The sequence below is a fragment of the Cellulosimicrobium sp. I38E genome (genome assembly GCF_001647255.1).
GTDB lineage: Bacteria > Actinomycetota > Actinomycetes > Actinomycetales > Cellulomonadaceae > Cellulosimicrobium > Cellulosimicrobium cellulans_E.
This window is the reverse complement of sequence record NZ_LUAZ01000057.1, coordinates 1-22097: the sequence shown is the minus strand read 5'-3', so window position 1 is coordinate 22097 and position 22097 is coordinate 1. Positions and strand designations below refer to the sequence as shown.

General features: G+C 75.5%; 18 protein-coding genes, 1 tRNA gene and 1 pseudogene. 15 read left to right on the top strand and 5 right to left on the bottom strand.

Annotation, left to right across the window (positions count from 1 at the left end; genetic code table 11):
• Positions 1 to 331 (bottom strand): annotated as a pseudogene (locus tag A0J59_RS16870) (hypothetical protein); the annotation flags it as partial.
• Between the two features lie 236 nt (positions 332 to 567).
• Here A0J59_RS16870 and A0J59_RS16865 point away from each other — a divergent pair.
• Positions 568 to 1152 carry a YgjP-like metallopeptidase domain-containing protein gene (locus tag A0J59_RS16865; RefSeq protein ID WP_369799792.1) on the top strand — a complete coding sequence of 195 codons (585 nt, stop codon included), beginning with the start codon at positions 568 to 570 and terminating at the stop codon, positions 1150 to 1152.
• Between the two features lie 19 nt (positions 1153 to 1171).
• Here A0J59_RS16865 and A0J59_RS16860 read toward each other — a convergent pair whose 3' ends face one another.
• The gene (locus tag A0J59_RS16860) at positions 1172 to 2704 is read right to left on the bottom strand and encodes a zinc-dependent metalloprotease (RefSeq protein ID WP_047233407.1); all 1533 of its coding nucleotides are present in this window, start codon (positions 2702 to 2704) and stop codon (positions 1172 to 1174) included.
• 153 nt (positions 2705 to 2857) lie between these two features.
• Between A0J59_RS16860 and A0J59_RS16855 the strand changes: the two genes are divergently transcribed.
• Together A0J59_RS16855 and A0J59_RS16850 are read left to right on the top strand one after the other, a co-directional pair.
• Positions 2858 to 3868, top strand: a complete 1011-nt coding sequence (locus A0J59_RS16855) for an NAD-dependent epimerase/dehydratase family protein (RefSeq protein WP_064316884.1) — start codon at positions 2858 to 2860, stop codon at positions 3866 to 3868.
• A gap of 71 nt (positions 3869 to 3939) precedes the next feature.
• Positions 3940 to 5046: a PDZ domain-containing protein gene (locus tag A0J59_RS16850; protein WP_064316883.1), complete on the top strand. Its 1107-nt coding sequence runs from the start codon at positions 3940 to 3942 to the stop codon at positions 5044 to 5046.
• A 15-nt stretch (positions 5047 to 5061) separates the two neighbouring features.
• On the opposite strand, the gene A0J59_RS16845 is transcribed toward A0J59_RS16850, so the two are convergent.
• A complete protein-coding gene (locus A0J59_RS16845) occupies positions 5062 to 5667 on the bottom strand; it encodes a PPA1309 family protein (RefSeq protein WP_255365295.1) in 606 nt (201 codons plus the stop codon).
• A gap of 157 nt (positions 5668 to 5824) precedes the next feature.
• On the opposite strand from A0J59_RS16845, the gene A0J59_RS16840 reads away from it, so the two are divergent.
• From A0J59_RS16840 to A0J59_RS16810, 7 genes are all read left to right on the top strand, one after another.
• A complete protein-coding gene (locus tag A0J59_RS16840; protein WP_053369713.1) occupies positions 5825 to 8869 on the top strand; it encodes a UPF0182 family protein in 3045 nt (1014 codons plus the stop codon).
• A 118-nt stretch (positions 8870 to 8987) separates the two neighbouring features.
• Entirely contained in the window at positions 8988 to 10028 is a 1041-nt protein-coding gene (locus A0J59_RS16835) for an aldose 1-epimerase (protein WP_064316882.1), read from the top strand.
• A 62-nt stretch (positions 10029 to 10090) separates the two neighbouring features.
• Positions 10091 to 10164, top strand: a tRNA-Met gene (locus A0J59_RS16830).
• A 219-nt stretch (positions 10165 to 10383) separates the two neighbouring features.
• Complete coding sequence (locus tag A0J59_RS16825; protein ID WP_064316881.1) at positions 10384 to 11262, top strand: ABC transporter substrate-binding protein; 879 nt, start codon at positions 10384 to 10386, stop codon at positions 11260 to 11262.
• A 7-nt stretch (positions 11263 to 11269) separates the two neighbouring features.
• Complete coding sequence (locus A0J59_RS16820) at positions 11270 to 12199, top strand: amino acid ABC transporter permease (protein ID WP_082919132.1); 930 nt, start codon at positions 11270 to 11272, stop codon at positions 12197 to 12199.
• Complete coding sequence (locus A0J59_RS16815) at positions 12196 to 12999, top strand: amino acid ABC transporter ATP-binding protein (protein ID WP_064316880.1); 804 nt, start codon at positions 12196 to 12198, stop codon at positions 12997 to 12999. The genes A0J59_RS16820 and A0J59_RS16815 overlap by 4 nt, the downstream gene beginning before the upstream one ends.
• A gap of 280 nt (positions 13000 to 13279) precedes the next feature.
• On the top strand, positions 13280 to 13738 hold the full coding sequence (locus A0J59_RS16810; RefSeq protein WP_255365293.1) for a hemerythrin domain-containing protein: 459 nt from the start codon (positions 13280 to 13282) through the stop codon (positions 13736 to 13738).
• Positions 13739 to 13803: 65 nt separating this feature from the next.
• Here A0J59_RS16810 and A0J59_RS16805 read toward each other — a convergent pair whose 3' ends face one another.
• Complete coding sequence (locus A0J59_RS16805) at positions 13804 to 16062, bottom strand: serine/threonine-protein kinase (protein ID WP_064316878.1); 2259 nt, start codon at positions 16060 to 16062, stop codon at positions 13804 to 13806.
• Positions 16063 to 16157: 95 nt separating this feature from the next.
• On the opposite strand from A0J59_RS16805, the gene A0J59_RS16800 reads away from it, so the two are divergent.
• The 3 genes from A0J59_RS16800 to A0J59_RS16790 all read left to right on the top strand — a co-directional run bounded on the left by A0J59_RS16800 (position 16158) and on the right by A0J59_RS16790 (position 18988).
• On the top strand, positions 16158 to 18161 hold the full coding sequence (locus tag A0J59_RS16800; protein WP_064316877.1) for a thioredoxin domain-containing protein: 2004 nt from the start codon (positions 16158 to 16160) through the stop codon (positions 18159 to 18161).
• 75 nt (positions 18162 to 18236) lie between these two features.
• The gene (locus A0J59_RS16795; RefSeq protein WP_053369720.1) at positions 18237 to 18713 is read left to right on the top strand and encodes a dsRBD fold-containing protein; all 477 of its coding nucleotides are present in this window, start codon (positions 18237 to 18239) and stop codon (positions 18711 to 18713) included.
• Positions 18710 to 18988, top strand: coding sequence for an acylphosphatase (locus A0J59_RS16790; RefSeq protein WP_064316876.1), 279 nt, complete (start codon positions 18710 to 18712; stop codon positions 18986 to 18988). The genes A0J59_RS16795 and A0J59_RS16790 overlap by 4 nt, the downstream gene beginning before the upstream one ends.
• 15 nt (positions 18989 to 19003) lie before the next feature.
• Here the strand turns inward: A0J59_RS16790 and A0J59_RS16785 are convergent, their stop codons facing one another.
• On the bottom strand, positions 19004 to 20119 hold the full coding sequence (locus A0J59_RS16785) for a M15 family metallopeptidase (RefSeq protein WP_064316875.1): 1116 nt from the start codon (positions 20117 to 20119) through the stop codon (positions 19004 to 19006).
• Positions 20120 to 20266: 147 nt separating this feature from the next.
• Here A0J59_RS16785 and A0J59_RS16780 point away from each other — a divergent pair, with 147 nt between their 5' ends.
• Positions 20267 to 21397, top strand: a complete 1131-nt coding sequence (locus tag A0J59_RS16780) for a DUF2235 domain-containing protein (RefSeq protein WP_064316874.1) — start codon at positions 20267 to 20269, stop codon at positions 21395 to 21397.
• Between the two features lie 129 nt (positions 21398 to 21526).
• Positions 21527 to 22075 carry a DsbA family protein gene (locus A0J59_RS16775; RefSeq protein ID WP_255365291.1) on the top strand — a complete coding sequence of 183 codons (549 nt, stop codon included), beginning with the start codon at positions 21527 to 21529 and terminating at the stop codon, positions 22073 to 22075.
• The last annotated feature ends 22 nt before the right edge of the window (positions 22076 to 22097 follow it).

The window sequence follows — 22097 nt, the reverse complement described above, 5'->3', positions numbered from 1 at the left end:
CGCACCTGCTCGTCCCCGCCCGCCGACGACGCCCGGCCTCGCCCGCCCCCGGCCACGGCGAGGCCGGGCGTCGTCGGCGGGCGGGGACGAGCAGGTGCGCCTCCTCGAGGAGCCGGACGAGCGCGGCCCGGCGACCGGGCGACGGCGTCCCGCTCTCGCCGCCCTCGCCGCGCCGGGCCGACGGCGTGGCGAGCGCGCGCAGCCACTCCTCCTCGAGGGGCTCGAGCCCGGTGAGCCGGACCGACCAGCGTGGGTCGGTGCCCACCTGCATCTCGCCCGGGGCGCGCCGGAGCAGCGGGGCCTCGGGTCGCAGCACGCGTCGTCGCTGCACGTGTCCTCCGCGGGTCGTGGGGGCGGGCGGCGCGGTCGGCCGCCCGCGACGAGCGTGGCACGGCGGCGCCACCCGACCCGAGTTGTCCACAGGCAGACCTCGACGGCAGTTCGCGGGCGGTTCCTTGACCGGGAGCACAGCTCCTCGCGACGTCCGCTCGACCGGGTGACGCGGAAATCCCCACCGCGCGGCGTGGGGCCCTGCCTTTTCGTGGCCAGAACCACTACGGTCTGAGCGTGGTCCGGGAGACGATCGTGGAGGTTCGGCGCAGCCGCCGACGCAAGAGCACGGTGAGCGCCTACCGCGACGGCGAGCGCACCATCGTGGCGATCCCGGCGCGCTTCACCCGCGCCCAGGAGCGCGAGTGGGTCCAGCGCATGCTCGACCGCCTGGCCGACTCCGAGCGGCGGCGACGCCCCTCCGACGACGAGCTCGAGCGTCGCGCCGTCGAGCTGTCCGAGAAGTACCTCGACGGCCGCGCGCACCCGACGAGCGTGCGCTGGTCCGGGAACCAGGACCGGCGGTGGGGGTCGTGCACCCTCATCGACGGGACGATCCGCATCTCGACCCGGGTGCGGGGTATGCCCCCGTGGGTGCTCGACTACGTGCTGCTCCACGAGCTCGCCCACCTGCTCCACGCCGGTCACGGCCCGGGGTTCTGGAAGCTGCTCGAGTCCTACCCGCGGACGGACCGGGCGCGCGGCTTCCTGGAGGGCGTCTCGTTCGCGCGCGACGCGGACCTCGAGCCCGACGGCGACGAGCCCGGCGCCCCCGTGGAGGACGCCGGGCTCGCGGCCGACGCGACGTCGGAAGGTCACTGAGCGGCAGGACGCCCCGGGCTCAGCGCGCGGTGCCGCCCGCGTCCGCCGGTCCGTCGTCGGTCGCGTCGTCCGTCGTCCCGGTCGGAGGCTCCGCGCTGCCCGCGCCCTCGGCGGCGCGGAAGATCTCCTCGAGCGCGCGGTCGACGTCGGCCTCCTCGATGCGGGTCACGGCCCGCCGGCTCTCGTAGCCCGCGGGATCGTCGAGGTCCGTCGCGTCCGGCAGGAGGTCGGGGTGGTCCCAGACGCCGTCGCGCGCGCTCGAGCCGGACTGCGCGGCGATGAGTGCCCACAGCGCCGCCGCGTCGCGCGAGCGACGGGGACGCAGCTCCAGGCCGACCAGGGTGGCGAACGTGTGCTCGGCGGGGCCGCCCGCCGCCCGACGGCGCCGCAGCATCTCGCGCAGCGGGACCGCGTGGGGCAGGTGGGGGAGGGCGGCGGCGGCCGTGACCTCGTCCACCCAGCCCTCGACGAGCGCGAGCGTCGTCTCGAGCCGCAGGAGCGTGGCCTGCTGCTCGGGGGTGTTCTGGAGCCCGAAGACGCCGCCGGACAGGGCGCGCTGGAGGGCGTCCGTGTCGGTGAGGTCGACGTCGGAGAGCTGCGACTCGAGCGCCGACAGGTCGATGGTGATGCCGCGCGCGTACGCGTCGACGAGGCCGCGCAGGTGGCCGCGCAGCCACGCCACGTGCGTGAAGAGGCGCGCGTGGGCCGCCTCGCGGAGCGCGAGGAACAGGCGCACCTCGTCGGCGGGCGCGTCCAGACCCTCGGCGAACGCCTCGACGTTCGTGGGCAGGAGGACGGTCCCGGGCTGCTCGAGCAGGGGCAGCCCGACGTCGGTGGCCCCGAAGACCTCGCGGGACAGGGTCCCTGCGGCCTGTCCGACCTGCATGCCGAAGACGGCCGAGCCGAGGCGCTGCATGAGCGCCGCGGGGTCGCCCGGCAGCCCGAGCGCGCCCGCGGGGAGCCCGGGCACCTGGCCCGGGAGCGTGAAACCGACCCCGGGCAGCGCCGACGGGTCGTCGCCGAGGCCCTCCGGGAGCTGGTCCCGCAGGACCGTCGCGAGCGCGTCGGCGACGGACGCCGCGACGGGCGCGACGAGCTCGTTCCACGCGGGGAGCGTGTGCTCGACCCACTCGGACCGGCTCCAGGCCTGGGCGCGCCCGCCCGAGGGCGGGAGGTCGGTGACGGCGTCGAGCCACAGCTCGGCGACGGACAGCGCCTCGGTCACCGCCCGCTGCTGCGCCGCCGTGACGGAGGGGTCGCCCTCGGCGACGGCGACCTGGCGCGCGACGTCGTGCGAGACGTCCGTGTTCACGGGTCCGTCGCTCGGCGTCGACAGCAGCCGCTGGACCTGCGCGAGGACGTGCTGGAAGAGCTGGGGGTCCGCCGCGCCCCCGGCGGCGAGCGCCTGGGGGTCGAGACCGCGGGCACGGAGCTCGCGCAGCGCCTCGTCCGCGTCGGGTCCGAGCATCGAGCGGAGGAGCTCCTCGAACCGCGGGTCGAAGGGCGTGTCGTCGTCCGGTCCGGGCGTGCGGTCGGGGGGAAGGCTGCTCATGGCGACTCCTCACGGTAGCGTCGGTGATCACCGTAACCACGATCGACCGCCGAGAACGGGGGCTGGGCCATGTCCGAGGGCCGGGTTCGCTCACGGCGCAGCGACGCGGTCCCCGCCGGGGGACAGCCCCCGGGCGAGCCGGGGGAGGACCCTGTGGTCCGGCCCGTCACGCCTCCGCGCGACCCCGTCGTGGTCGTCGGGGTCGGTCAGGTCGCGGACGCGGTCCGCCGGGGGCTGGGCGCCGCCGACGCGTCGCCCGTGGACGCGGACGGGTGGCCCGACGGCGCGCGCCGGCTCGTCGTGGTCGCTCCGGCGGGGGAGTTCGGGGCGCCGCGAGCGAAGACCGACGCCGAGCAGCGCGCCCGGCTCGCGCTCCTCGGCCGGCGCGCGGGCGAGGCCGCGGTCGCCGCGGGGATCGAGCACGTCGTCGCGGTGACCACTGCCGCCGTGCACGGCGCGACGCCGGGCCGCGCGGTGATCGAGGACGACGACCCGGTCGCCGTCGACGACGGACCCGGGTTCGCGGGCGACGTGGCCGCGTTCGAGGACGCGCTGCGCGAGGCGCTCCACGGGGTGCCGCTCGGGCTCGTGCGGCCGGCGGTCGTCGTCGGGCCCGGGATCGACACGCTCCTCACGCGGCACTTCGAGGCCCCGCGCCTGCTCACGGTCCGCGGCGGGGAGCGGACGTGGCACCTCGTGCACGTCGAGGACGTCGTCGCGGCGGTCCGCGTCGCGCTCGACGGCGGCCTCGTCGGTGGGCTCACGGCCGGTCCGCTGCGCGACGGGCTCCCGGACGCGCTCGACTCCGAGACGGTGGCCGCGGCGGCGGGCCTGCGCACGGTCCAGCTCCCGTCGGCGACCGCGTTCGGCGCGGCCGAGCGGCTGCACCGGGTCGGGGTGCTGCCGTCCCCGGCGAGCGACCTGGCGTTCGTCGTGCACCCGTGGTCGGTCTCCGCCGAGCGCCTGCACGACGCCGGGTGGTCGCCGACGTGGTCGTGCGCCGCGGCGCTGGAGGTGCTGCTCGCGGAGGTCCGCGGCCGGGTGGGCGTCGCGGGGCTGCGGTTCGGCGGTCGTGACGCCGCGGCGCTCGGTGCCGCGGGAGCGGCCGTGGCGGTGCTCGGGACCGCGGCCGTGTGGCGGCAGGCGCGGTCGCGACGCCCCTGACCTCCGGCAGGTCCGGGGACCGCGGGCGCGGTCGGCAGGGAGATCCCAGCATCCTCGGGGATGATGTCCCGGTGAGCGACGCCCCCTCCTTCGACGCCCTCCTCGCCGAGGACGAGCACGACCCGCCGCCCGTGACCCGCCGGTCCCTGACCTTCGGCATCTCCCTGCTCGTGACGACGCTGCTCGTCGCGGGCCTCGCGATCCTGCCCGCGCCCTACGCGGTGCGGTCGCCGGGGCCGACGGAGGACACGCTCGGCGAGCAGGGCGGCACGCCGCTGATCTCCATCACGGGGGCCGAGACCTTCGACTCGACGGGCGAGCTGCGCCTGACCACCGTCTCCGTCGCCGGAGGGCCGGGCTACCCCGTCAACCTCGCCCAGGTCGTGCAGGGCTGGTTCGACCGCTCGCGCAGCGTGCGCCCCGTCGAGGAGGTGTTCCCGACCGGCCGCACCAAGGAGGAGACGGAGCAGCAGGGCCAGGCCGAGATGATCTCCTCGCAGGAGAACGCCACGGTCGCGGCGCTCACCGAGCTCGGGTACGAGGTGCCGGCCACGCTCACGGTCGAGGCCGCGGTCCCGGACAGCGGGTCGGACGGTGTCGTCGAGCCGGGGGACGTCATCGTCGCGCTCGACGGCGCACCGGTCCCGACGTACCAGGACCTCATCGACGGCCTCGAGGCGGTCGACCCGGGCGCCGACGTGACGCTCGGCGTCCTGCGCGACGGCGCGGAGACCGACCTCACGGTGACGACGACGGACGGCGGCGACACCGCGCTGCTCGGCGTGTTCATCGACCCGACGTTCGACTTCCCGGTCGACGTGTCGATCCAGATCGAGGACATCGGCGGCCCGAGCGCGGGGACGATGTTCGCGCTCGGCATCGTCGACCAGCTCACGCCCGAGGACGAGGCGAACGGCGTCGTCATCGCGGGGACGGGCACCATGAGCGTCGAGGGCGACGTCGGGCCGATCGGCGGCATCCAGCAGAAGCTGTACGGCGCCCTGCGCGACGGCGCGACGTGGTTCCTCGCGCCGCAGGCCAACTGCCCGGAGGTCGTGGGCAACGTGCCCGACGGCCTGCACGTCGCCGCGGTCTCGACGCTGGCCGACGCCCGCGCCGCCATGGAGGCGATCGGCGCGGGCGAGGGCGACTCGCTCGCGACGTGCGAGGCGCGCTGACGACGGCCGCTCGCGTCAGTCCTCGAGCGTCGCGCGCAGCGCGGTGACGAGGCCGGGGACGAGGTCGGGGCCGCCCGCGACGTCGGCGGCCGCGTCGTGCGCGCGCGACCGGACGGCGCACCAGGTGGGACCGTCGCGCAGCACGCCGACGGCGAGGCGCACGTCCTGCCGGTCGGGGTGCGACGTGAGGTAGTCGAGCGCCGCGTCGGGGTCGTCCGGGACGCCCTCCTCGGCGGCCGGGGGCAGGACGATCCGCTCGACGACGAGCGCGGCGCCGTCGACCGTCGCGGGCCACGCGACGCGTGCGAGCCCGTCCTCGAGGTCGCCGTCCACGGCAAAGCCCTCCTGCTCGATCGAGAGCAGGTGGTGCGGGTCCGCCGTGGCCGCCGCGACGACGTCGGGCGGCAGTCGGTCCGCGAGCGTCGGGTCGGCGGCGAGCGCCCCGGCCGTCGCGACGAGCGCGAAGAGCCGCGGCGGCGCGTCCCAGCCGGCGTCCGCCGCGTGCGCCTCGATCTCGTGGACGGCGAGCGCGAGCGCGTGCTGCGGCGTCGGGCCGCCGGGCGCGACGGGCCCGGGGCCGGGCGCGGGGGTGGAGGGGGAGGCGTCGTCAGGCTGGGGCATGCCCCCATGGTCCCCCATCGCGCGCCGACCGGCGGCGGACGGGCGATGACCTGGTCGTGACGTCCCCCACGAGGCCGCGGGCCGTGGGAACCTTGGGGGAGGACCGGGCGTTGACCCCGGTGCACGCCCGAGCCACGACCGAAGAGGTATACCCACCGTGTCATTCGCCGCAGCGCCCCGCCGGCCGTCCTCCGGGGGGCGGCCCGCCCGGCGCCGGAGCCCGATCGGGATCGCGATCGCCGTCGTCGGCGCCCTCGTGGTCCTCCTGCTCCTGCTCGCCCAGTTCTGGACCGAGGTGCTGTGGTTCCGGCAGCTCGACTTCGCGAACGTCCTGTGGACGCAGTGGGGCGCGCGCATCGCCCTGTTCGTCGGCGGGTTCCTCGTGATGGGCGGGCTCGTCTTCCTGTCGTTCTCGATCGCGTACCGTTCCCGGCCGATCTACGCGCCGTCGACGCCCGAGCAGGCGACGCTCGACCAGTACCGCGAGGCGATCGAGCCGCTGCGCAAGGTCGTCATGATCGTCGCGCCCGCGCTCGTCGGCTTCTTCGCCGGCGCCGCCGCGGCGTCGCAGTGGCAGACCGTCCTGCTGGCGCTGAACTCGGTGCCGTTCGGCACGACGGACCCGCAGTGGGGCATCGACCTGTCGTTCTACGTCTTCACGCTGCCCGCGCTGCGGTTCGTCGTGAGCTTCCTCATGGCGGTCGTCATCATCGCCGGCATCGCCGCGGTCGCGACGCACTACCTGTACGGCGGGCTGCGCATCGGTGGCGGCTCCGACGCGGGCCCGCGCACGACGACGGCCGCGCGCGTCCAGCTCTCGGTGACCGCCGCGCTCCTCCTGGTCCTCATCGGGGCCAACTACTGGCTCGACCGCTACTCGATCCTCACCTCGGGCGGCGCCAAGTTCGACGGCGCGTCCTACGCGGACGTGCACGCGGTCATCCCCTCCAAGGCGATCCTCACGGTCGTCGCCCTCTTCGTCGCGGCGCTGTTCGTCGTGACCGCGGTGCGCGGCAACTGGCGCCTCCCGGCGATCGGCGTCGGCCTCATGGTCGTGTCGGCCATCGCCATCGGCGGCATCTACCCGAGCGTCGTCCAGCGCTTCCAGGTCACGCCGAACGCGCAGGAGTTCGAGGAGGAGTACATCCAGCGCAACATCGACGCGACGAAGTCGGCGTACGGGATCGACGACGTCCAGACCGAGTCCTACAACGCCAAGACGGAGGCGGAGGCGGGCGCGCTGCGCGAGGACGCCGACACGACGGCGTCCATCCGCCTGCTCGACCCGGAGATCGTCAGCCCGTCGTTCAGCCAGCTCCAGCAGAACAAGCAGTACTACCAGTTCTCGCCGTCGCTGTCGGTCGACCGGTACACGATCGACGACGAGAGCCGCGACACCGTCATCGCGGTGCGCGAGCTCAACCAGGAGGGTCTGGGGGCGGACGCCCGCAACTGGGTCAACGACCACACGGTCTACACGCACGGCTTCGGCGTCGTCGCCGCGTACGGCAACCAGATCGGTCCGGACGGTCGGCCGGCGTTCTACGAGGGCTCGATCCCGTCCACCGGCGCGTTCACCGACGCCGGCGGCTACGAGCCGCGCATCTACTTCTCGCCCGAGGCGCCGCAGTACTCGATCGTCGGCGCGCCCGAGGGCACCGACCCGTGGGAGCTCGACTACCCGGTCGACGACGACGCCGGTCAGGTCAGCAACACCTTCCCGACGCAGGACGTCGCGGCGGGCCCGAGCGTCGGGTCGTTCATGAACAAGGTGCTCTACGCGCTGAAGTTCGGGTCCGAGCAGATCCTCTTCTCCGACCGCGTCACCGAGGAGTCGCAGATCCTCTACGACCGCAGCCCGCGCGACCGCGTCGCGAAGGTCGCGCCGTACCTCACGCTCGACGGGCGGGTGTACCCGGCGGTCGTGGACGGCCGCGTCAAGTGGATCGTGGACGGCTACACGACGTCGAACGCCTACCCGTACTCGACGTCCGAGTCGCTCGAGGACTCGACGCGCGACTCGCTCGTCGCGGCGAACTCCGTCGAGGCGCTCGCGCCGCAGCAGGTGAACTACATCCGCAACTCGGTCAAGGCGACCGTCGACGCGTACGACGGCTCGGTCGACCTGTACGCGTGGGACGCCGAGGACCCGGTCCTCCAGGCGTGGAGCCAGGTCTTCCCGAGCACCGTCCAGCCGCTCTCGGACATCTCGGGCGACCTCATGAGCCACCTGCGCTACCCCGAGGACCTGTTCAAGGTGCAGCGCACGCTGCTCGCGAGCTACCACGTGGACGACGCGAACGAGTTCTACACGCAGCAGGACTTCTGGCGCATCCCGGAGGACCCGACGGTCGGCGGGACGGTCAAGCCCGCCCAGCCGCCGTACTACCTCACGCTCCAGATGCCGAGCCAGGAGGCGCCGACGTTCTCGCTCATGTCGACGTACATCCCGGGCGGCGGCTCCGACCGCAACATCCTCACCGGGTTCCTCGCGGTCGACGCGGAGCCGGGCAACGAGGCGGGCGTGCGGTCCGAGGACTACGGCACGCTGCGGCTCCTCGAGCTGCCGCGCAACGCGACGGTCCCCGGACCGGGTCAGGTGCAGAACAACTTCAACACCGACCCGACCGCCGCGGACGGCCTCCTGGCGCTGCGGCGCGGTGACTCGACCGTCATCAACGGCAACCTCCTCACGCTCCCCGTGGGCGGCGGCCTGCTGTACGTCCAGCCGGTCTACGTGCAGTCCACGGAGGGCACGCGGTTCCCGCTGCTGCGCAAGGTGCTCGTGTCCTTCGGCGACGAGATCGGCTTCGCCGACACGCTCGACGAGGCGCTGGACCAGGTGTTCGGCGGCGACTCGGGCGCGAACGCGGGCGACGCCGACGGCGGGGTCGAGACCGAGGTCCCGGACCAGCCCGCCGACGGCGAGACCGCCGACCCCGGGACGACGGACCCCGGCACCGAGCCGCCGGCCACCGAGGAGCCGGCGCCGCCGGCCGACGGCGGCACGGTCGACGGCGGCGCCCGCGCCGAGCTCGACCAGGCGCTGCGCCAGGCGCAGCAGGCCATCGAGGACGGCCAGGCCGCGCTCGCCGAGGGCGACTTTGCCGCCTACGGCGAGGCGCAGGATCGGCTCCAGCAGGCGCTCGAGGCGGCGCTGGCCGCCGAGCAGTCGCTCGACACGGAGTCCTCGGCCGGCTGACGGCCGCGGCAGGACGAACGCACGCCACGGACGGGCGGGGACACCAAGGGGTGTCCCCGCCCGTCGGGCGTCGTGCCGGAGTTGTCTTTTCGTCCGCCGGGCGGGAGGATCGCTCCTCGTGACTTCTGCAACGGTTTGCAGCAACGCTTTCAGCGCGGCGAGCGACACGACCCCGGCCGTCCCCGCGGCGCGCCTGCACCACCCGTCCGGGGCCGAGCTCGTCGTGGCGCTGCGCGGTGCGGCCGTGCTCGCCTGGCGTGCGCCGTGGCGCGGGGCGGACGGGACCTCCCGCGTCGAGGATCTCGTCGACGGGTACGCCGACGAGACGGAGGTCGCCGCGCACGACGCCGCGCGGTCGGCGCTCATGGCGCCGTTCGTCAACCGTCTCGCGGGCGGGCAGTACGTGTTCGACGGCGTCCGGCACCAGGTGCCGCCCGTCCTGCCGTGGGAGCCCCTCACCATGCACGGGTTCGCCCGCACGCTCGACTGGACGGTCGTCGACCGGGACGACGACCCCGGGCGCCCGGTGCACGAGGACCCGGCGCGACCGGTGTCGGTCACGCTCCGCGCGTCCGTCGCCCCCGACTCGCACGCGGGCTACCCCTTCGCGCTCGCCCTCGAGGTCGAGTACGTGCTCGACGCGGGCTCGCTGGGCGTCACGCTGCGGGCCCGCAACGTCGGCGCGACCGCCGCGCCCGTCGCCCTGGGATGGCACCCGTACCTGCGCGTGCCGGGGCACGCCACGATCGACCGGCTCGAGCTGACCGTCCCGGCGCGGCGCGCCGTCGTGACCGACGCCGGGCTGCTCCCGCTCATGGGGGCGGACGCGTTCGGCGCGATCGACGGCGTCGGGCCGCTGCCGCTCGTCGGCGTGCGGCTCGACCACGCGTTCGGCGACCTGCGCACCGACGCCGACGGCCGCGCCCGGACCCTCGTGCGCGACCCCGCGACGGGGCAGGGGCTCGCCGTGTGGCAGGACCGCGGGCTCGTCCACGTCTACACGGGCGACGGCCTGGCGCGGCGCGAGCGGGCCGCCGTCGCGATCGAGCCCGTGGAGACGCTGACCGACGCGTTCAACCGCGCCGACTGCGCCGCGGACGTGCGGCTCGAGCCCGGGGCCGTGCGCGAGTTCGCGTTCGGGGTCGAGGTCCTGGCGTGACCCACGTCTCGTCCACCCGATTTGGCCTGGTCCGGAACCTCACGTAGAGTAGTTATCACCGACGCGGGGTGGAGCAGCTCGGTAGCTCGCTGGGCTCATAACCCAGAGGTCGCAGGTTCAAATCCTGCCCCCGCTACTCAGAAGGCGAAGGCCCTCGATCTGATGATCGAGGGCCTTTGTCGTGTTCGGGGCCGCCCGCCGGGGGCGCGTCGCCCCGTACCACCGGGGCTCCGCGCTGTGACGCGCCCCACCCGGCCGAGATGCGGCCGGGGGAAGCCACGGCCCACGGCCCGGCGTTATCGTCAGTGGCCGGCGCCCACCACTCCCGCGGGCGCCCGACACCCGGAAGGTCACCATGCGCCGTCTGCGTCCCCGTCCCGCCCTCCTCACCGCCGTCACGGCGGTCGCCGCGCTCACGCTGACGGCCTGCTCGTCGGGAGGCGACGGCGACGACACCGCGAGCCCGAGCGGCAGCGCCTCGGGTGACGCCGCGCAGTGCGAGCCCGGCGCGCTCCCGACGCTCACCGACGGCGTGCTGACCGTCGGCGCGGGCGAGGCGTACGCGCCGTGGTACATCGGCGAGCACGACTCGGGCGAGGGCTTCGAGTCGGCGCTGATCTACGCGGTGGCGGACCGCCTCGGCTACGCGGCCGACGACGTCGCCTGGGAGACCGTGACGTTCGAGCAGATCATCAGCCCGGCCGTGAAGCCGTTCGACGTCGCCGCCTACCAGACGTCGATCACCGACGAGCGCAAGCAGGCCGTCGACTTCTCCAGCCCGTACCTGACGACGCGCCAGGGCGTCATCGTCATGGAGGACGGCCCGTACGCGGGCGCGACGACGCTCGCCGAGCTCGACGGAGCGCGCATCGGCGTGACGGCCGCGCAGACGAGCCTCACGCTCGCCGAGGCCGCGTGGGGCGAGGACGCGGACATCTCGCCGTACAACGCGGCCGGCGACGGCATGCAGGCGCTGCAGTCCGGGACGATCGACGCGATGGTCATGGACGTGGACCAGGGCGTCGCCGCGTCGACCGAGTACTTCCCCGACTCCGTCGTCATCGGGACGCTGCCCGACCAGGGCGTCGTCGAGCAGTACGGGCTCGTGCTCGACCTGGACTCCGCGCTGACCGACTGCGTGACCCAGGCCGTGGACGAGCTCGAGGCCGACGGCACGCTCGCCGAGCTCCGCACGACGTGGCTCAAGTCGGACGACATCCCCGTCCTCGAGTGACCCGGCCGTGACCGTGCCCGACGACGCGCGCCCGCCCGGGCGCAGCGACGAGCCCGACGGAGCCCCGACCCTCGCGTGGTCGCCGTCGCCGCTCGCGCTCGACCGCGCGGCGTTCCGGCGCGCGCAGCGTCGCCGCTCGCTCCTGGTCGCGCTCGTGAGCACGGTCCTCGTCGTGGCGGCGGTCGTGCTCGTCGTCGTCAACGCACCCGGGTGGGAGCGTGCGCGGACCGCGTTCTTCGACCCCGCGATGGCGTGGGAGTCGCTGCCCGCGATCCTCGAGGGGCTGTGGCTCAACCTGCGCGTGTGGGTCGTCGCGGGAATCGTCGGGACGCTGCTCGGTCTCGGGCTGGCGATCGCGCGCACGAGCCGCATCCCGGCGCTCTTCCCGCTGCGTGCGTTCGCGACCGCGTACGTCGACCTGTTCCGCGGGGTGCCGCTCCTGCTCGTCCTGCTGCTCGTCGGCTTCGGGCTGCCCGCGCTGCGCCTGGAGTGGCTGCCGACGTCGGGCGCCTTCCTCGGGGCGCTCGCGATCGTCCTCACGTACACCGCCTACCTGGCCGAGGTGTTCCGCGCCGGCATCGAGTCGGTGCACCCGTCGCAGGTCGCGGCGGCGCGCTCGCTCGGGCTCACGCGCGCCCAGACGACCCGCCGCGTCGTGCTGCCGCAGGCTGTACGGAACGTCACGGCCCCGCTCGCGAACAACCTCGTCTCGCTCCAGAAGGACTCCGGGCTCATCTCGGTGCTCGGCGCCGTCGACGCCATCCGCGCCGCGCAGATCGCGACCACGGGGAGCTACAACTTCACGCCGTACGTCGTCGCGGGGATCCTGTTCTTCCTCGTGTCGTTCCCGCTGACGCGCGCGGTCGACGCGTACCAGGCGCGCCGTGGCTGGGGCCGGTCGCTCGCGACCGTGAGCGGCGCGGGGGACATCCGATGAGCGGGGTCGTCCTGCCCTCCGACGCCACCCCGCAGGACGCGGGCGCGGACCACCTGCTCTCGCTGCGCGGCGTCCGCAAGACCTTCCCCGCACCCGGCGTCCCGGGCGGGCGGCGGGTCGTGCTCGACGGCATCGACCTCGACGTCGACGCGCACCGGTGCGTCGTGCTCGTCGGGTCGTCCGGCTCGGGCAAGTCCACGCTCCTGCGCGTCGTCAACCTCCTCGACGAGGTCGACGACGGGCAGATCCTGCTCGACGGCGAGGACGTCGCCGACCCGCGCCTCGACGCGAACCGCGTGCGGGCGCGCATGGGCATGGTCTTCCAGGCGTACAACCTCTTCCCGCACCTCACCGTGCTCGACAACGTCACGCTCGCGCCGCGCCTCGTGCACCGGCGGGCGCGCGCGGAGGCGGAGGCGGCGGCCGTCGAGATGCTGGGCCGGGTCGGCCTGGGCCACAAGGTGACCGCGTACCCCGACCAGCTCTCGGGCGGCGAGCAGCAGCGCGCCGCGATCGCGCGCGCCCTCGTCAACGGGCCCGAGCTGCTCCTGCTCGACGAGGTGACGTCCGCGCTCGACCCCGAGCTCGTCGGCGAGGTGCTCGACCTGCTCGCCGAGCTGCGTGCCGAGGGCCGCACCATGCTCGTCGCGACGCACGAGATGGGCTTCGCGCGACGCGTCGCCGACGAGGTCTGCTTCCTCCACGAGGGCCGCGTCCACGAGCGAGGCACCCCCGAACAGGTTCTCGGCGACCCGCAGCAAGAGCGCACCCGCGCGTTCCTCCGCCGCCTCCACGCCTGACCCTCGTCCCCGGGACTGCGCCGAACACGACCTGAGGGTCGTTCTGAGCCTCTTCGCGGCCCTCAGGTCGTGCTCGACGGCGCGTGGTGTCGTTCTCGTCGGCGGCGCACGCGACGCCGCGCGACCCCCGCGGAGCGGGCTGGTAGGGTCGCGCCCAGCGTCGCGTGCCGGTGGCGGACCACGTCAGGCATGGAGGCGCCGAACCCGGAAGGGGGAGCCGTGACGGCACGGACCCTTTCCTCGTTCCTCACCGGTGAGTGAGGGCGAGAAGGCCAGGCTCGTGGCCTGGTACGACGAGATGCAGGCGGTGCACGGCCGGCTGCGCCGCGCGCTGGAGCTGGTGCGGGACACGGCGCACGACGGCGATCCGAACCCCAGCGATCCGGTCACCGACCTGCTGGTGTACTGCCGGGGCTTCTGCACCGCCCTGACCCGGCACCACACCGCGGAGGACGCGGTGCTCTTCCCCGAGCTCGAGCGGCGTCACCCGAACCTCGCCGACGTCCTGCGGCGTCTGCGCCAGGACCACGGGATGATCGCGTACCTCGTCGCCGACCTCGAGCACGCGCTCGACCGGGCGACGGACCCCGCCGCGTCGCGGGACGCCGTCGTGCGTCACCTCGACGGGGTGGGCGCAATCATGGAGTCGCACTTCCGGTACGAGGAGCGCGCGCTCGGGGGCGTCCTCGCGGCGCTCGACCTCAGGGCGCCGCGCCGGGACGTGCTCGGCCCGCTCTGAGCCCACGGCCGTGGCGGCACCCCGCGGTGCCGCCACGACCGCCCTCGACCCACCCCGACAGCCGGTCAGCCGCGCAGGACGAGCACCACCGTGGTCGCGACCGACGCGGAGGCGAGGAGCGCGTACAGCCATGTCCACGTGCGCTGCCCGGCGACGCGCAGCGCCACGGCCACCGCGAGCGCGGCCAGGGCGAGCACCGGACCGTCGACGAGCGGGGCCATGTCGACCGAGACGCGCAGGGTCTCCAGGAGCTGCGACGGCAGGGGGACGAACGGCTCGCTCTGCCGGGCCGCGCCGTCGGGCACGAGCCACAGCGTGCGCAGCACCGCGAGGACCGCGAGCAGGCGCGGCAGCATGCGCAGGAGCGTGCCTGCGACCCGGGACCGGCTCCCGGACGACGACGCGGCGGGGCGGGGGCGCGCGGCGACCGCGGGGGCTGCTGCGCGTCCCGGGGCCGAGGGCGCCGCGGGGCTGCTCTGCGAGGTGTCCGCAGGCCGGGGGGCGGGGGTGCTCGTGACGGCCGCGCCGGTGACGCGTTGCCGGGCCGTGCGCGGCGTGGGCCCGAGGTGCTGGACGGGGCTCCGGCGCGGCGGGACCGACGGCGGGACCGGTCGCCCGACCTGGGTGGCGACGAGGTCGGGAGAGTCCAGCACCCGGGTCCGCACGACGGCGGCGGCCACCGGTTCCGCCGCGGACGAGGTCGCCGCCGGTCGGCCCAGCGAGGAGACCCGCCGCACGGGCACCGGCCAGGAACGCCCGCGGGTGGCGCCGTGCACCGGGGCGGCAGCGGGCTCGTCCGCGCGCGGCGGGGCGAGGCGGACCACGGGCTCGCCCGGTGCCACGTGCGGCGGGCGACGGTACGCCCGCCACCCGCGCAGGGTGTCGGCGTGCCCGGCCGGCGGCGTGGCGGCCTGCCACTGCATCGCCTGCCAGAGCCAGTCCTTGAGCTCGGCGGGTGTGCGGCCGTCGGCGACGTGCGCGCCGATGCTCGCCACGTGGTCGGCGATGACCTCCGAGGCCGCGCCGTCGAACCCGTCGCCGTGCACCTCGGAGAGCACGCTCATGAGCGTGGCGTCGTACACGAGGGCGTGCCACGGCTCCCGGGCGCGGGCGGTGTCCCGCCCGGCGACCATGACGGGGTCCGCCCCGAGGTCCGTCTCGACCGCGACGGCGTCGGCCGACCGCGCGCGCCGGACGGGTGCGCCGGTCGCGGCACCCAGGCCGGCGACGGGCCCGAGAGCCCGCTCGGCCGCCGTGGCGCCGTCGGCCACGATCCGTCGCGTGAGGAGCAGGGTCTCGTCGGCGGCCTCCCCGGCGAGCCGCGCGCGCAGCACGGCGACGACGCTCTCGAGCGCGGGGCGGTGGTTCGGCTGGTAGCGCGTCATCGACAGGATCAGGTCCTGCAGGTGAGGGTCGATCTCGGGCAGCTCGGCGGGGGACGGGGCCAGCTCCATCCCGGCCGGCACCCCGACCAGGTCGTCCGGCACCTCCCGCACGAGGTCCTCGGCCTCGAGGTCGCGACCGAGGAAGTTGAGGTCCGCCGGCACGACTCCCGTGGTGGCGAAGATCAGGAGCAGGCCGAGGGCGTACACGTCCGAACGGGGGTGCACGCGGCGGGCGAACAGCTCCGGCGCCATGTACGCGAGCGTCCCGACCGGCTGCGTGGACGTCGCGGTGTCGAACAGCTTCGCGATGCCGAGGTCGATGAGGACCGCGCGGTCGCCGTCGACCATGATGTTGGCGGGCTTCAGGTCGCGGTGCACGCAGTGCTGCTCCTGGAGCACGAGCAGCGCCTCGGCGACCTGCGCGGCCAGGCGGAGCGCCTGCCGCCCGTCCAGCGGTCCCGACGTGCGGACCTGGTCGCGCAGCGTCGTGCCCGGCACGAGCCCCATCGCGAACCACGGCTGGTCGTCGTCGAGGCCCGAGCGCACGAACGCGGGGAAGCCGCGGCCGCCCACGGCCTCCAGCAGCCTCGCCTCCTGCGTGAAGCGCTCGCGGGAGCCCTCCTGGAGGCCGGTCAGCACCTTCACCGCGACCTCTCCGCCGTCCGCGTCCGTCGCGCGGTAGACGTGCGCGAACCCGCCGTGCCCGAGCACCTCGCCGAGGGTGAACGGGCCCCGGCGGTCGCCGCTCGCCGGCACCTGGCGGACGGGTCGCCGGGGGAGCGGCGCGGGGCCGGGCTCGGCGTCGGGGGCGGCGGCAGGTCGGACGGAGACGTCGGGCGCGGCGGGCATCGGCCCGGCGGGGTCGGCGGGGGCCTGGGTGGTCAGGCGGGTGTCGTCGTCGGTCGCCACCGCGAGGGCGGACTGCTCGGGGCCGGGCATGGGCGCAACGTTACAAGCGCGCCGGTCCTGGACGTAGCAGACAACTCCGACGTCCCGCCCCGCGAGCGCCGCGCGGACCTGGCAGGCTGGACGGCATGGTCAACCGCCTCGCCGACGCCGTGAGCCCGTACCTGCGGCAGCACGCCGACAACCCCGTCGACTGGCACCCGTGGGGCGCCGCGGCGTTCGCGGAGGCGCGGCGCCGGGACGTGCCGGTCATGGTGTCGGTCGGGTACGCGACGTGCCACTGGTGCCACGTCATGGCGCGCGAGAGCTTCTCCGACCCCGAGATTGGCGCGCAGCTCGCGCGCGGCTTCGTGGCGGTCACGGTCGACCGCGAGGAGCACCCCGACGTCGACGCGAGCCTGCTCGCCGCGGCGAGCGCCTTCACGCCCGACCTCGGCTGGCCGCTCACGGTGTTCACGACGGCGGACGGCGCCCCGTTCTACGCGGGCACCTACTGGCCGCCGGTCCCCGTGGCGGGCCGGCCCGCGTTCCGGGACGTGCTCGACGCCGTCGCGCAGGCCTGGGAGCAGCGGCGCGACCAGGTGGTCGACACCGGGGAGGCGATCCGCGCGGCGCTGCGGGACGCGGCGGCGGGGCGGCGGACGGGGGTCCCGCGCGCCGCGGCGACGACGGTCGTCACCCCCGGGGAGCCGGGCGCTCCCGACGCGACCGACGACGGGCCGGTCGGCCGGCTCGCCGACCACGCGCGGACCGTCGTCGACCGGCTGGAAGCGGCGGAGGACCGCGTGCACGGCGGGTTCGGCGGCGCGCCCAAGTTCCCCGTCGCGCCGACCCTCGAGCTCCTGCTCGACCTGGCCGCGTCGTCGGTCGTGGACCCCGAGGTCGCGCGGCGCGCGCTCGTCCTGGCCGGACGCACGGTCGACGCCATGGCGGCGAGCCCGCTGCGCGACGTCGACGGCGGGTTCTTCCGCTACGCGACCCGGCCCGACTGGTCGGAGCCGCACTACGAGCGGATGCTCTACGACAACGCCCAGCTCCTCTCCGCCGCGACGACCCTCGCCGTCCTGCGGCGCACCGGCCCGGTGGACGGCCCGCTCCGCACGCCCGCGCCTGCCCCCGGCACCCCGGACCCGGGCGAGGGCGCCGCGCGGGTCGCGGCCGACGTCGGGCGCTTCCTCCTGCGCGTGCTGCGCCTCGCCGACGGCGCGTTCGCGAGCGCGCAGGACTCGGAGTCCGTCGTCGACGGCGAGCGCGTCGAGGGCGGCTACTACCTGCTCCCGCCCGCCGAGCGCGCGCACCACGAGCCGCCCCCGCTCGACACCAAGGTGCTCACCGGCTGGAACGGCCTCGCGATCGAGGCGCTCGCACGGGCCGGGCACCACCTCGGCCTGCCCGACCTCACCGACGCCGCGCGCGCCGCCGCCGACCGGCTGCTGACCACGCACGTGCGGGCCGACGGGACGCTCGTGCGCGCGTCGGAGGGCGGAGTCGCCTCGGACGCCGTCGCGACGCTCGAGGACCACGGCGCCCTCGCGACCGCGCTCCTCGTGCTCGGCGGCCTGACGGGAGAGGCCCGGTACGTGCGCGCGGGCCTGCGCCTCGTCGACGCGACCGTCGGCGCGGACGGCGAGCTGCGGCCCCCGCAGGGCACCGACCCCGTGCTCACCGACCTCGGGCTCGCGGCCGGTGCCGCTGCCGACGCGTCGGAGGGGGCCGTCCCGTCCGGCACGACGGCGGCCGCGCGGGCGGCGCTGCTGGCCCACCTCGCGACGGGCGAGCCGCGCTACCGGGACGCCGCCCGCGCCCACGTCGCCGCGTCCCCGACGGCGAGCGAGCACCCCCTCGGCGCGGCCGGGGTGCTGCGCGTCGCCGTCGGGCTCGCCGAGCCGCCCCACCAGCTCGTGCTCGTGGCCGACCCGGACCTGCGCGAGGCGTTCCGGGAGGCCGCGCGCGACTGGTACCACCCGGACGGCCTGCTGCTCGGCGCGACGCCCGGCGACGCCGCGGCGCTCGCGGTCGACGGCGTCGGCCTGCTCGCTGGTCGCGGCCCGGGCGCGTACCTGTGCGCCGACTTCGTGTGCCGGCTCCCGGCGCGCGACCCCGAGGCGCTGCGAGCCCAGCTCGACGCGTAGCCGCGCCCGGCCCGGGGGTGCACGGCGCACGCGCCGGTCGCATGATGGAAGAGCGGTGCGGCACGAGGAGGAGCCATGAGGGCATCGGTCGGGGACAGGATCGTGACCGCCTCGGGGGTCGTCGGCGGAGCGGTGCGCGACGGGGTGGTGGTCGAGCTGCGGCACGAGGACGGGTCGCCCCCGTACCTCGTGGAGTGGGCGGACACGGGCGAGCGCACGCTCGTCTACCCGGGGTCGGACAGCTACGTCGAGCACGTGCCCGGAGCGGAGAACGGCGGCGGGACCGACACCACGAAGGTGTGGCGCGTGCAGGTCAGCGTCGTCGAGTCGGAGGGCCGCACGACGGCGGAGGCGGTGCTCGTCGCGGAGACGCCGGAGCACCTGCGGACCGTCGGGCGCGCGCGTCGTGACCCGCACGACCTGGACGTCCCGCTCATCGGCGACGAGATCGCCGTCGGGCGCGCGCTGCGGCGGCTCGCGGACCGGCTGCTCGACGACGCCGAGTCGGACATCGAGTCGTCCACGGGCGTCCCGGCGCACGTGCACCTGTGACGGGGGCTCCCGACGCTCCGGTCGCCCTGCGGGCCGTCGTGCACGGGCGCGTGCAGGGCGTCGGCTTCCGCTGGGCGACGCGCGAGCGGCTCGTCGCGCTGGGGCTCGACGGAGCCGCGACGAACCGCCTCGACGGCACCGTCGAGGTGGTCGCGACCGGGCCCCGGAGCGCGGTCGACCGGCTCGTGGCGTGGCTGCGCGACGGCCGGACGCCGGGGCACGTCACCCGGGTGGACGTCGACCAGGATGCGGGCCCTGGGGCATGGTCGCCCTGAGTCCCGGCGGGCGGCTCAGTCGTCCGCGCGGGCCAGCACCGACTCCCAGTGCCACGGCTCGGGCACGCGCCCGTCGGGCTCGGCGAAGTCGGGGTGGGTCCAGCCGTAGGTCTCGGCGTTCTGCTTGAGCCACTCGTACTGGGGCGTGCCGAACGCCTGCACGCCGCCGCCCAGGTCGACGGCGAAGCCCAGTCCGTGGTTCGAGCAGCCGGGCGGTGCGGCGATCGGCGACGACGGGTCGTAGAGGCCCGCCTGCTCCTCGTACGTGCGGTACGAGGAGTTGATCGTCAGGTGCACGCCGAACCGCTCGAGGTAGGCCGCGTCGAGGGCGACGAGCCCGTCGAGCACGTCGGCGCGCACCCGGTCCTGCGGCGACCACGGGATCGCGGCCAGGGCGGAGTCGGGCACGCGTCCGCCGTCGGGGTCCCACACCTGGTCCGGCGCGGGGCAGGAGACGGCGTCCTGCGCGGTCGACATCTCCTCCGTCGACGTGGTGACGGTCGCCAGGCCCGCCTCCAGGTCGAGCACGGCCTGCTCCAGCGCGGCGAGGTCGTCGGCGGACGCACCGCTCCCGGCCGTCTCCGACGTCGTCGCGGCCGCGTCGAGCGCCTCCCGGAGCCGCGTGCGCACCGCCTCGTCGGCACCCAGGCCCTCCGTCGCGGCGTAGATCTTCTCGCCCTGCTCCTGGACGGGCGCCAGGCTCGTGCGGGCCGCCTCGACCTCGGCGCGCGCGTGCTCCAGCATCGAGGCGTGCACGGCCTGCGACGCCCGCTCCAGCGACGCGGTCGCTCCCGTCGTGCCGGTCGTCATGCGATCGAGGAACGACGCACCCAGCAGGGCGCGCGCGTCGTCGACCTCGAGCGTGAGGTCGTCCCGGACGGCGGGGTCGGCGACCTTCCCGTCGGACGTCGTGAGCAGGGCCTGCGCCGTGGTGGTCTGCGCGGCCAGGTCGTCGTACGTCGACCCCCGGTACCAGACCAGCCCGCCGCCGGCGGCCCCGAGGAGGAGTGCCAGCGTCACGACGACCGCGACCCACGCGCCCCGGTGCCGGCGCGTCCCCCGGGCGTGCCGCCGCTCCCGCCCGGTCGGGTAGCCCGAGGGTTGGATGGAGGGGGCGCTCGTGACGGTCACACCGCCAGAACCTACGCCACCGGCAGCCGCCCCTCGGACCGTTCGGCGGGTGAGCGAGGAGACGCTCACCGAAGTATCACGAACCCTGCCGGGCCCTCCCCAGATGGTGTCCCCGACGACGGTGCCGGGGCGAGCTGGGGAGGGGTCATGAAGCGCCTGGTGCTGTGCTGCGACGGCACGTGGAACTCGCCGGTGAACGCGAGCGTGTCGAACATCGAGAAGATCGCGCGCTCGGTCCGCACCGGCATCGGGCCGGACGGCGTGCAGCAGATGGTGTTCTCCGTCGAGGGCGTCGGGGCGCAGGGCTACCTCGTCGACCGCCTGCTCGGCGGGGCGTTCGGGTACGGGCTGACGCGCAACGTCGTCGCCGGGTACCGCCACCTCGCGCTCAACTACGAGCCCGGAGACGAGATCTACGTGTTCGGGTTCAGCCGCGGCGCGTACACGGCCCGGAGCGTCGTCGGCATGGTCGCGACCGTCGGGCTGCTCACCCAGGACTCCCTCGCGCGCGACCACCTGTGCGACGCCGAGCGCATCTACCGCGTGCGCGACGCCGCCCAGCGGGCAGAGCAGGCGGCCGCCTTCCGCGCCGAGCACTGCCACGACCACGTCCCCGTCGCGTTCCTCGGGGTGTTCGACACCGTCGGCGCGCTCGGGGTCCCCGGGCTGTCCCGGCGTCGCAGCCGGTTCCACGACCTGCGCCTGTCGACCGACGTCGAGTGCGCCCGCCAGGCCCTCGCGATCGACGACCGCCGCATCACGTTCGAGCCGTGCCTCTGGGACGTGCCCGTCTCCATGGCGGCGCGGGTCAAGCAGGTCTGGTTCCCCGGCGGGCACAGCGACGTCGGCGGCGGGGCGCGCGCACGGGCGCTCTCCGACACCGCGCTCCTGTGGATGGTCGGCGAGGCCGTCGCCCGCGGGCTGTCGTTCGACGAGGAGCGGCTGTTCGCGCAGCTCCACCACGAGGACGAGCTCGTGTGCCGGTTCCGCCCCGGACTGCTGTTCGGCGCGCTCAACCTCCTCAAGCGCATGCACCCGCGCCCGCGCTTCCGCGGCGACCGACGCGTCCTCGCCGGGGTGCCCACCCCGCCCGACACCGTCGACGCCGTGTACCTCGCCCAGACGGCTGCGTACCTCACCGCGGACCCCGCCTCCGAGTACGCGCGCCACGCCCGGAACGTCACGTGGTGGCGCGAGAGCGCCGGGCCGGGCCTGGAGCACCTCGTCGAGCCGATCCCCGGCGGGATCCGGGAGGGCCGGCCGCTGGTCCTCGCGTGAGGGAACGGCCGGTCGCGCACGTCGACGACGGCCCGCACGCGGACACCCCGCGAGGTCTGCACGGGTGCGGGGGACGCGGTCGTCCGCTCGCCGGGTGCGACGCGCCGACCCCGTGCCATGCTGGGCGACGTGAGCGAGCAGACCGCAGCCCCGATCCCGGCCGACCAGCTCGTCCCCGCCGACGCGCACGTGCTCGGCAACCCGGACGCGCCCGTGACGATCGTCGAGTTCGGTGACCTCGAGTGCCCGTACTGCGCCGCCGCCGCGCCCGTGCTGCGGCAGGTCGTCGAGGCGTCGGCCGGACAGGTGCGCCTCGTGTTCCGGCACTTCCCCCTGTTCGAGATCCACCCGCACGCGCTCTCCGCGGCGCTCGCGGTCGAGGCCGCCGCGGCGCAGGGGAGGTTCTGGGAGATGCAGGCCGCGCTGTTCGAGCACCAGGACCAGCTCGGCGAGGCCGGCCTGGCCGACCGTGCCGAGGAGCTCGGCCTCGACGGCGCGTCCGTCGTGGGCGACGCCGCGCAGCAGCACGCCGCACCCGTGCAGCGCGACTACGCCGACGCCCTCGCCGCGGGAGTCCAGGGCACCCCGACGCTGTTCGTCAACGGCGCCCGCTACCGCGGCCGCGTCACGGCCGACGGCCTCCGCGCCGCGATCGAGTCCGCGACCGCGCCGAGGTAGAACCCCGGTCGCGCGAGGTAGA

Coding starts and splice junctions, on each gene's coding strand:
- A0J59_RS16795 (WP_053369720.1), top strand. CDS start 18,237: ATGAGGGCATCGGTCGGGGACAGGATCGTGACCGCCTCGGGGGTCGTC.
- A0J59_RS16805 (WP_064316878.1), bottom strand. CDS start 16,062: ATGCCCGGCCCCGAGCAGTCCGCCCTCGCGGTGGCGACCGACGACGAC.
- A0J59_RS16845 (WP_255365295.1), bottom strand. CDS start 5,667: ATGCCCCAGCCTGACGACGCCTCCCCCTCCACCCCCGCGCCCGGCCCC.
- A0J59_RS16800 (WP_064316877.1), top strand. CDS start 16,158: ATGGTCAACCGCCTCGCCGACGCCGTGAGCCCGTACCTGCGGCAGCAC.
- A0J59_RS16815 (WP_064316880.1), top strand. CDS start 12,196: ATGAGCGGGGTCGTCCTGCCCTCCGACGCCACCCCGCAGGACGCGGGC.
- A0J59_RS16825 (WP_064316881.1), top strand. CDS start 10,384: ATGCGCCGTCTGCGTCCCCGTCCCGCCCTCCTCACCGCCGTCACGGCG.
- A0J59_RS16780 (WP_064316874.1), top strand. CDS start 20,267: ATGAAGCGCCTGGTGCTGTGCTGCGACGGCACGTGGAACTCGCCGGTG.
- A0J59_RS16860 (WP_047233407.1), bottom strand. CDS start 2,704: ATGAGCAGCCTTCCCCCCGACCGCACGCCCGGACCGGACGACGACACG.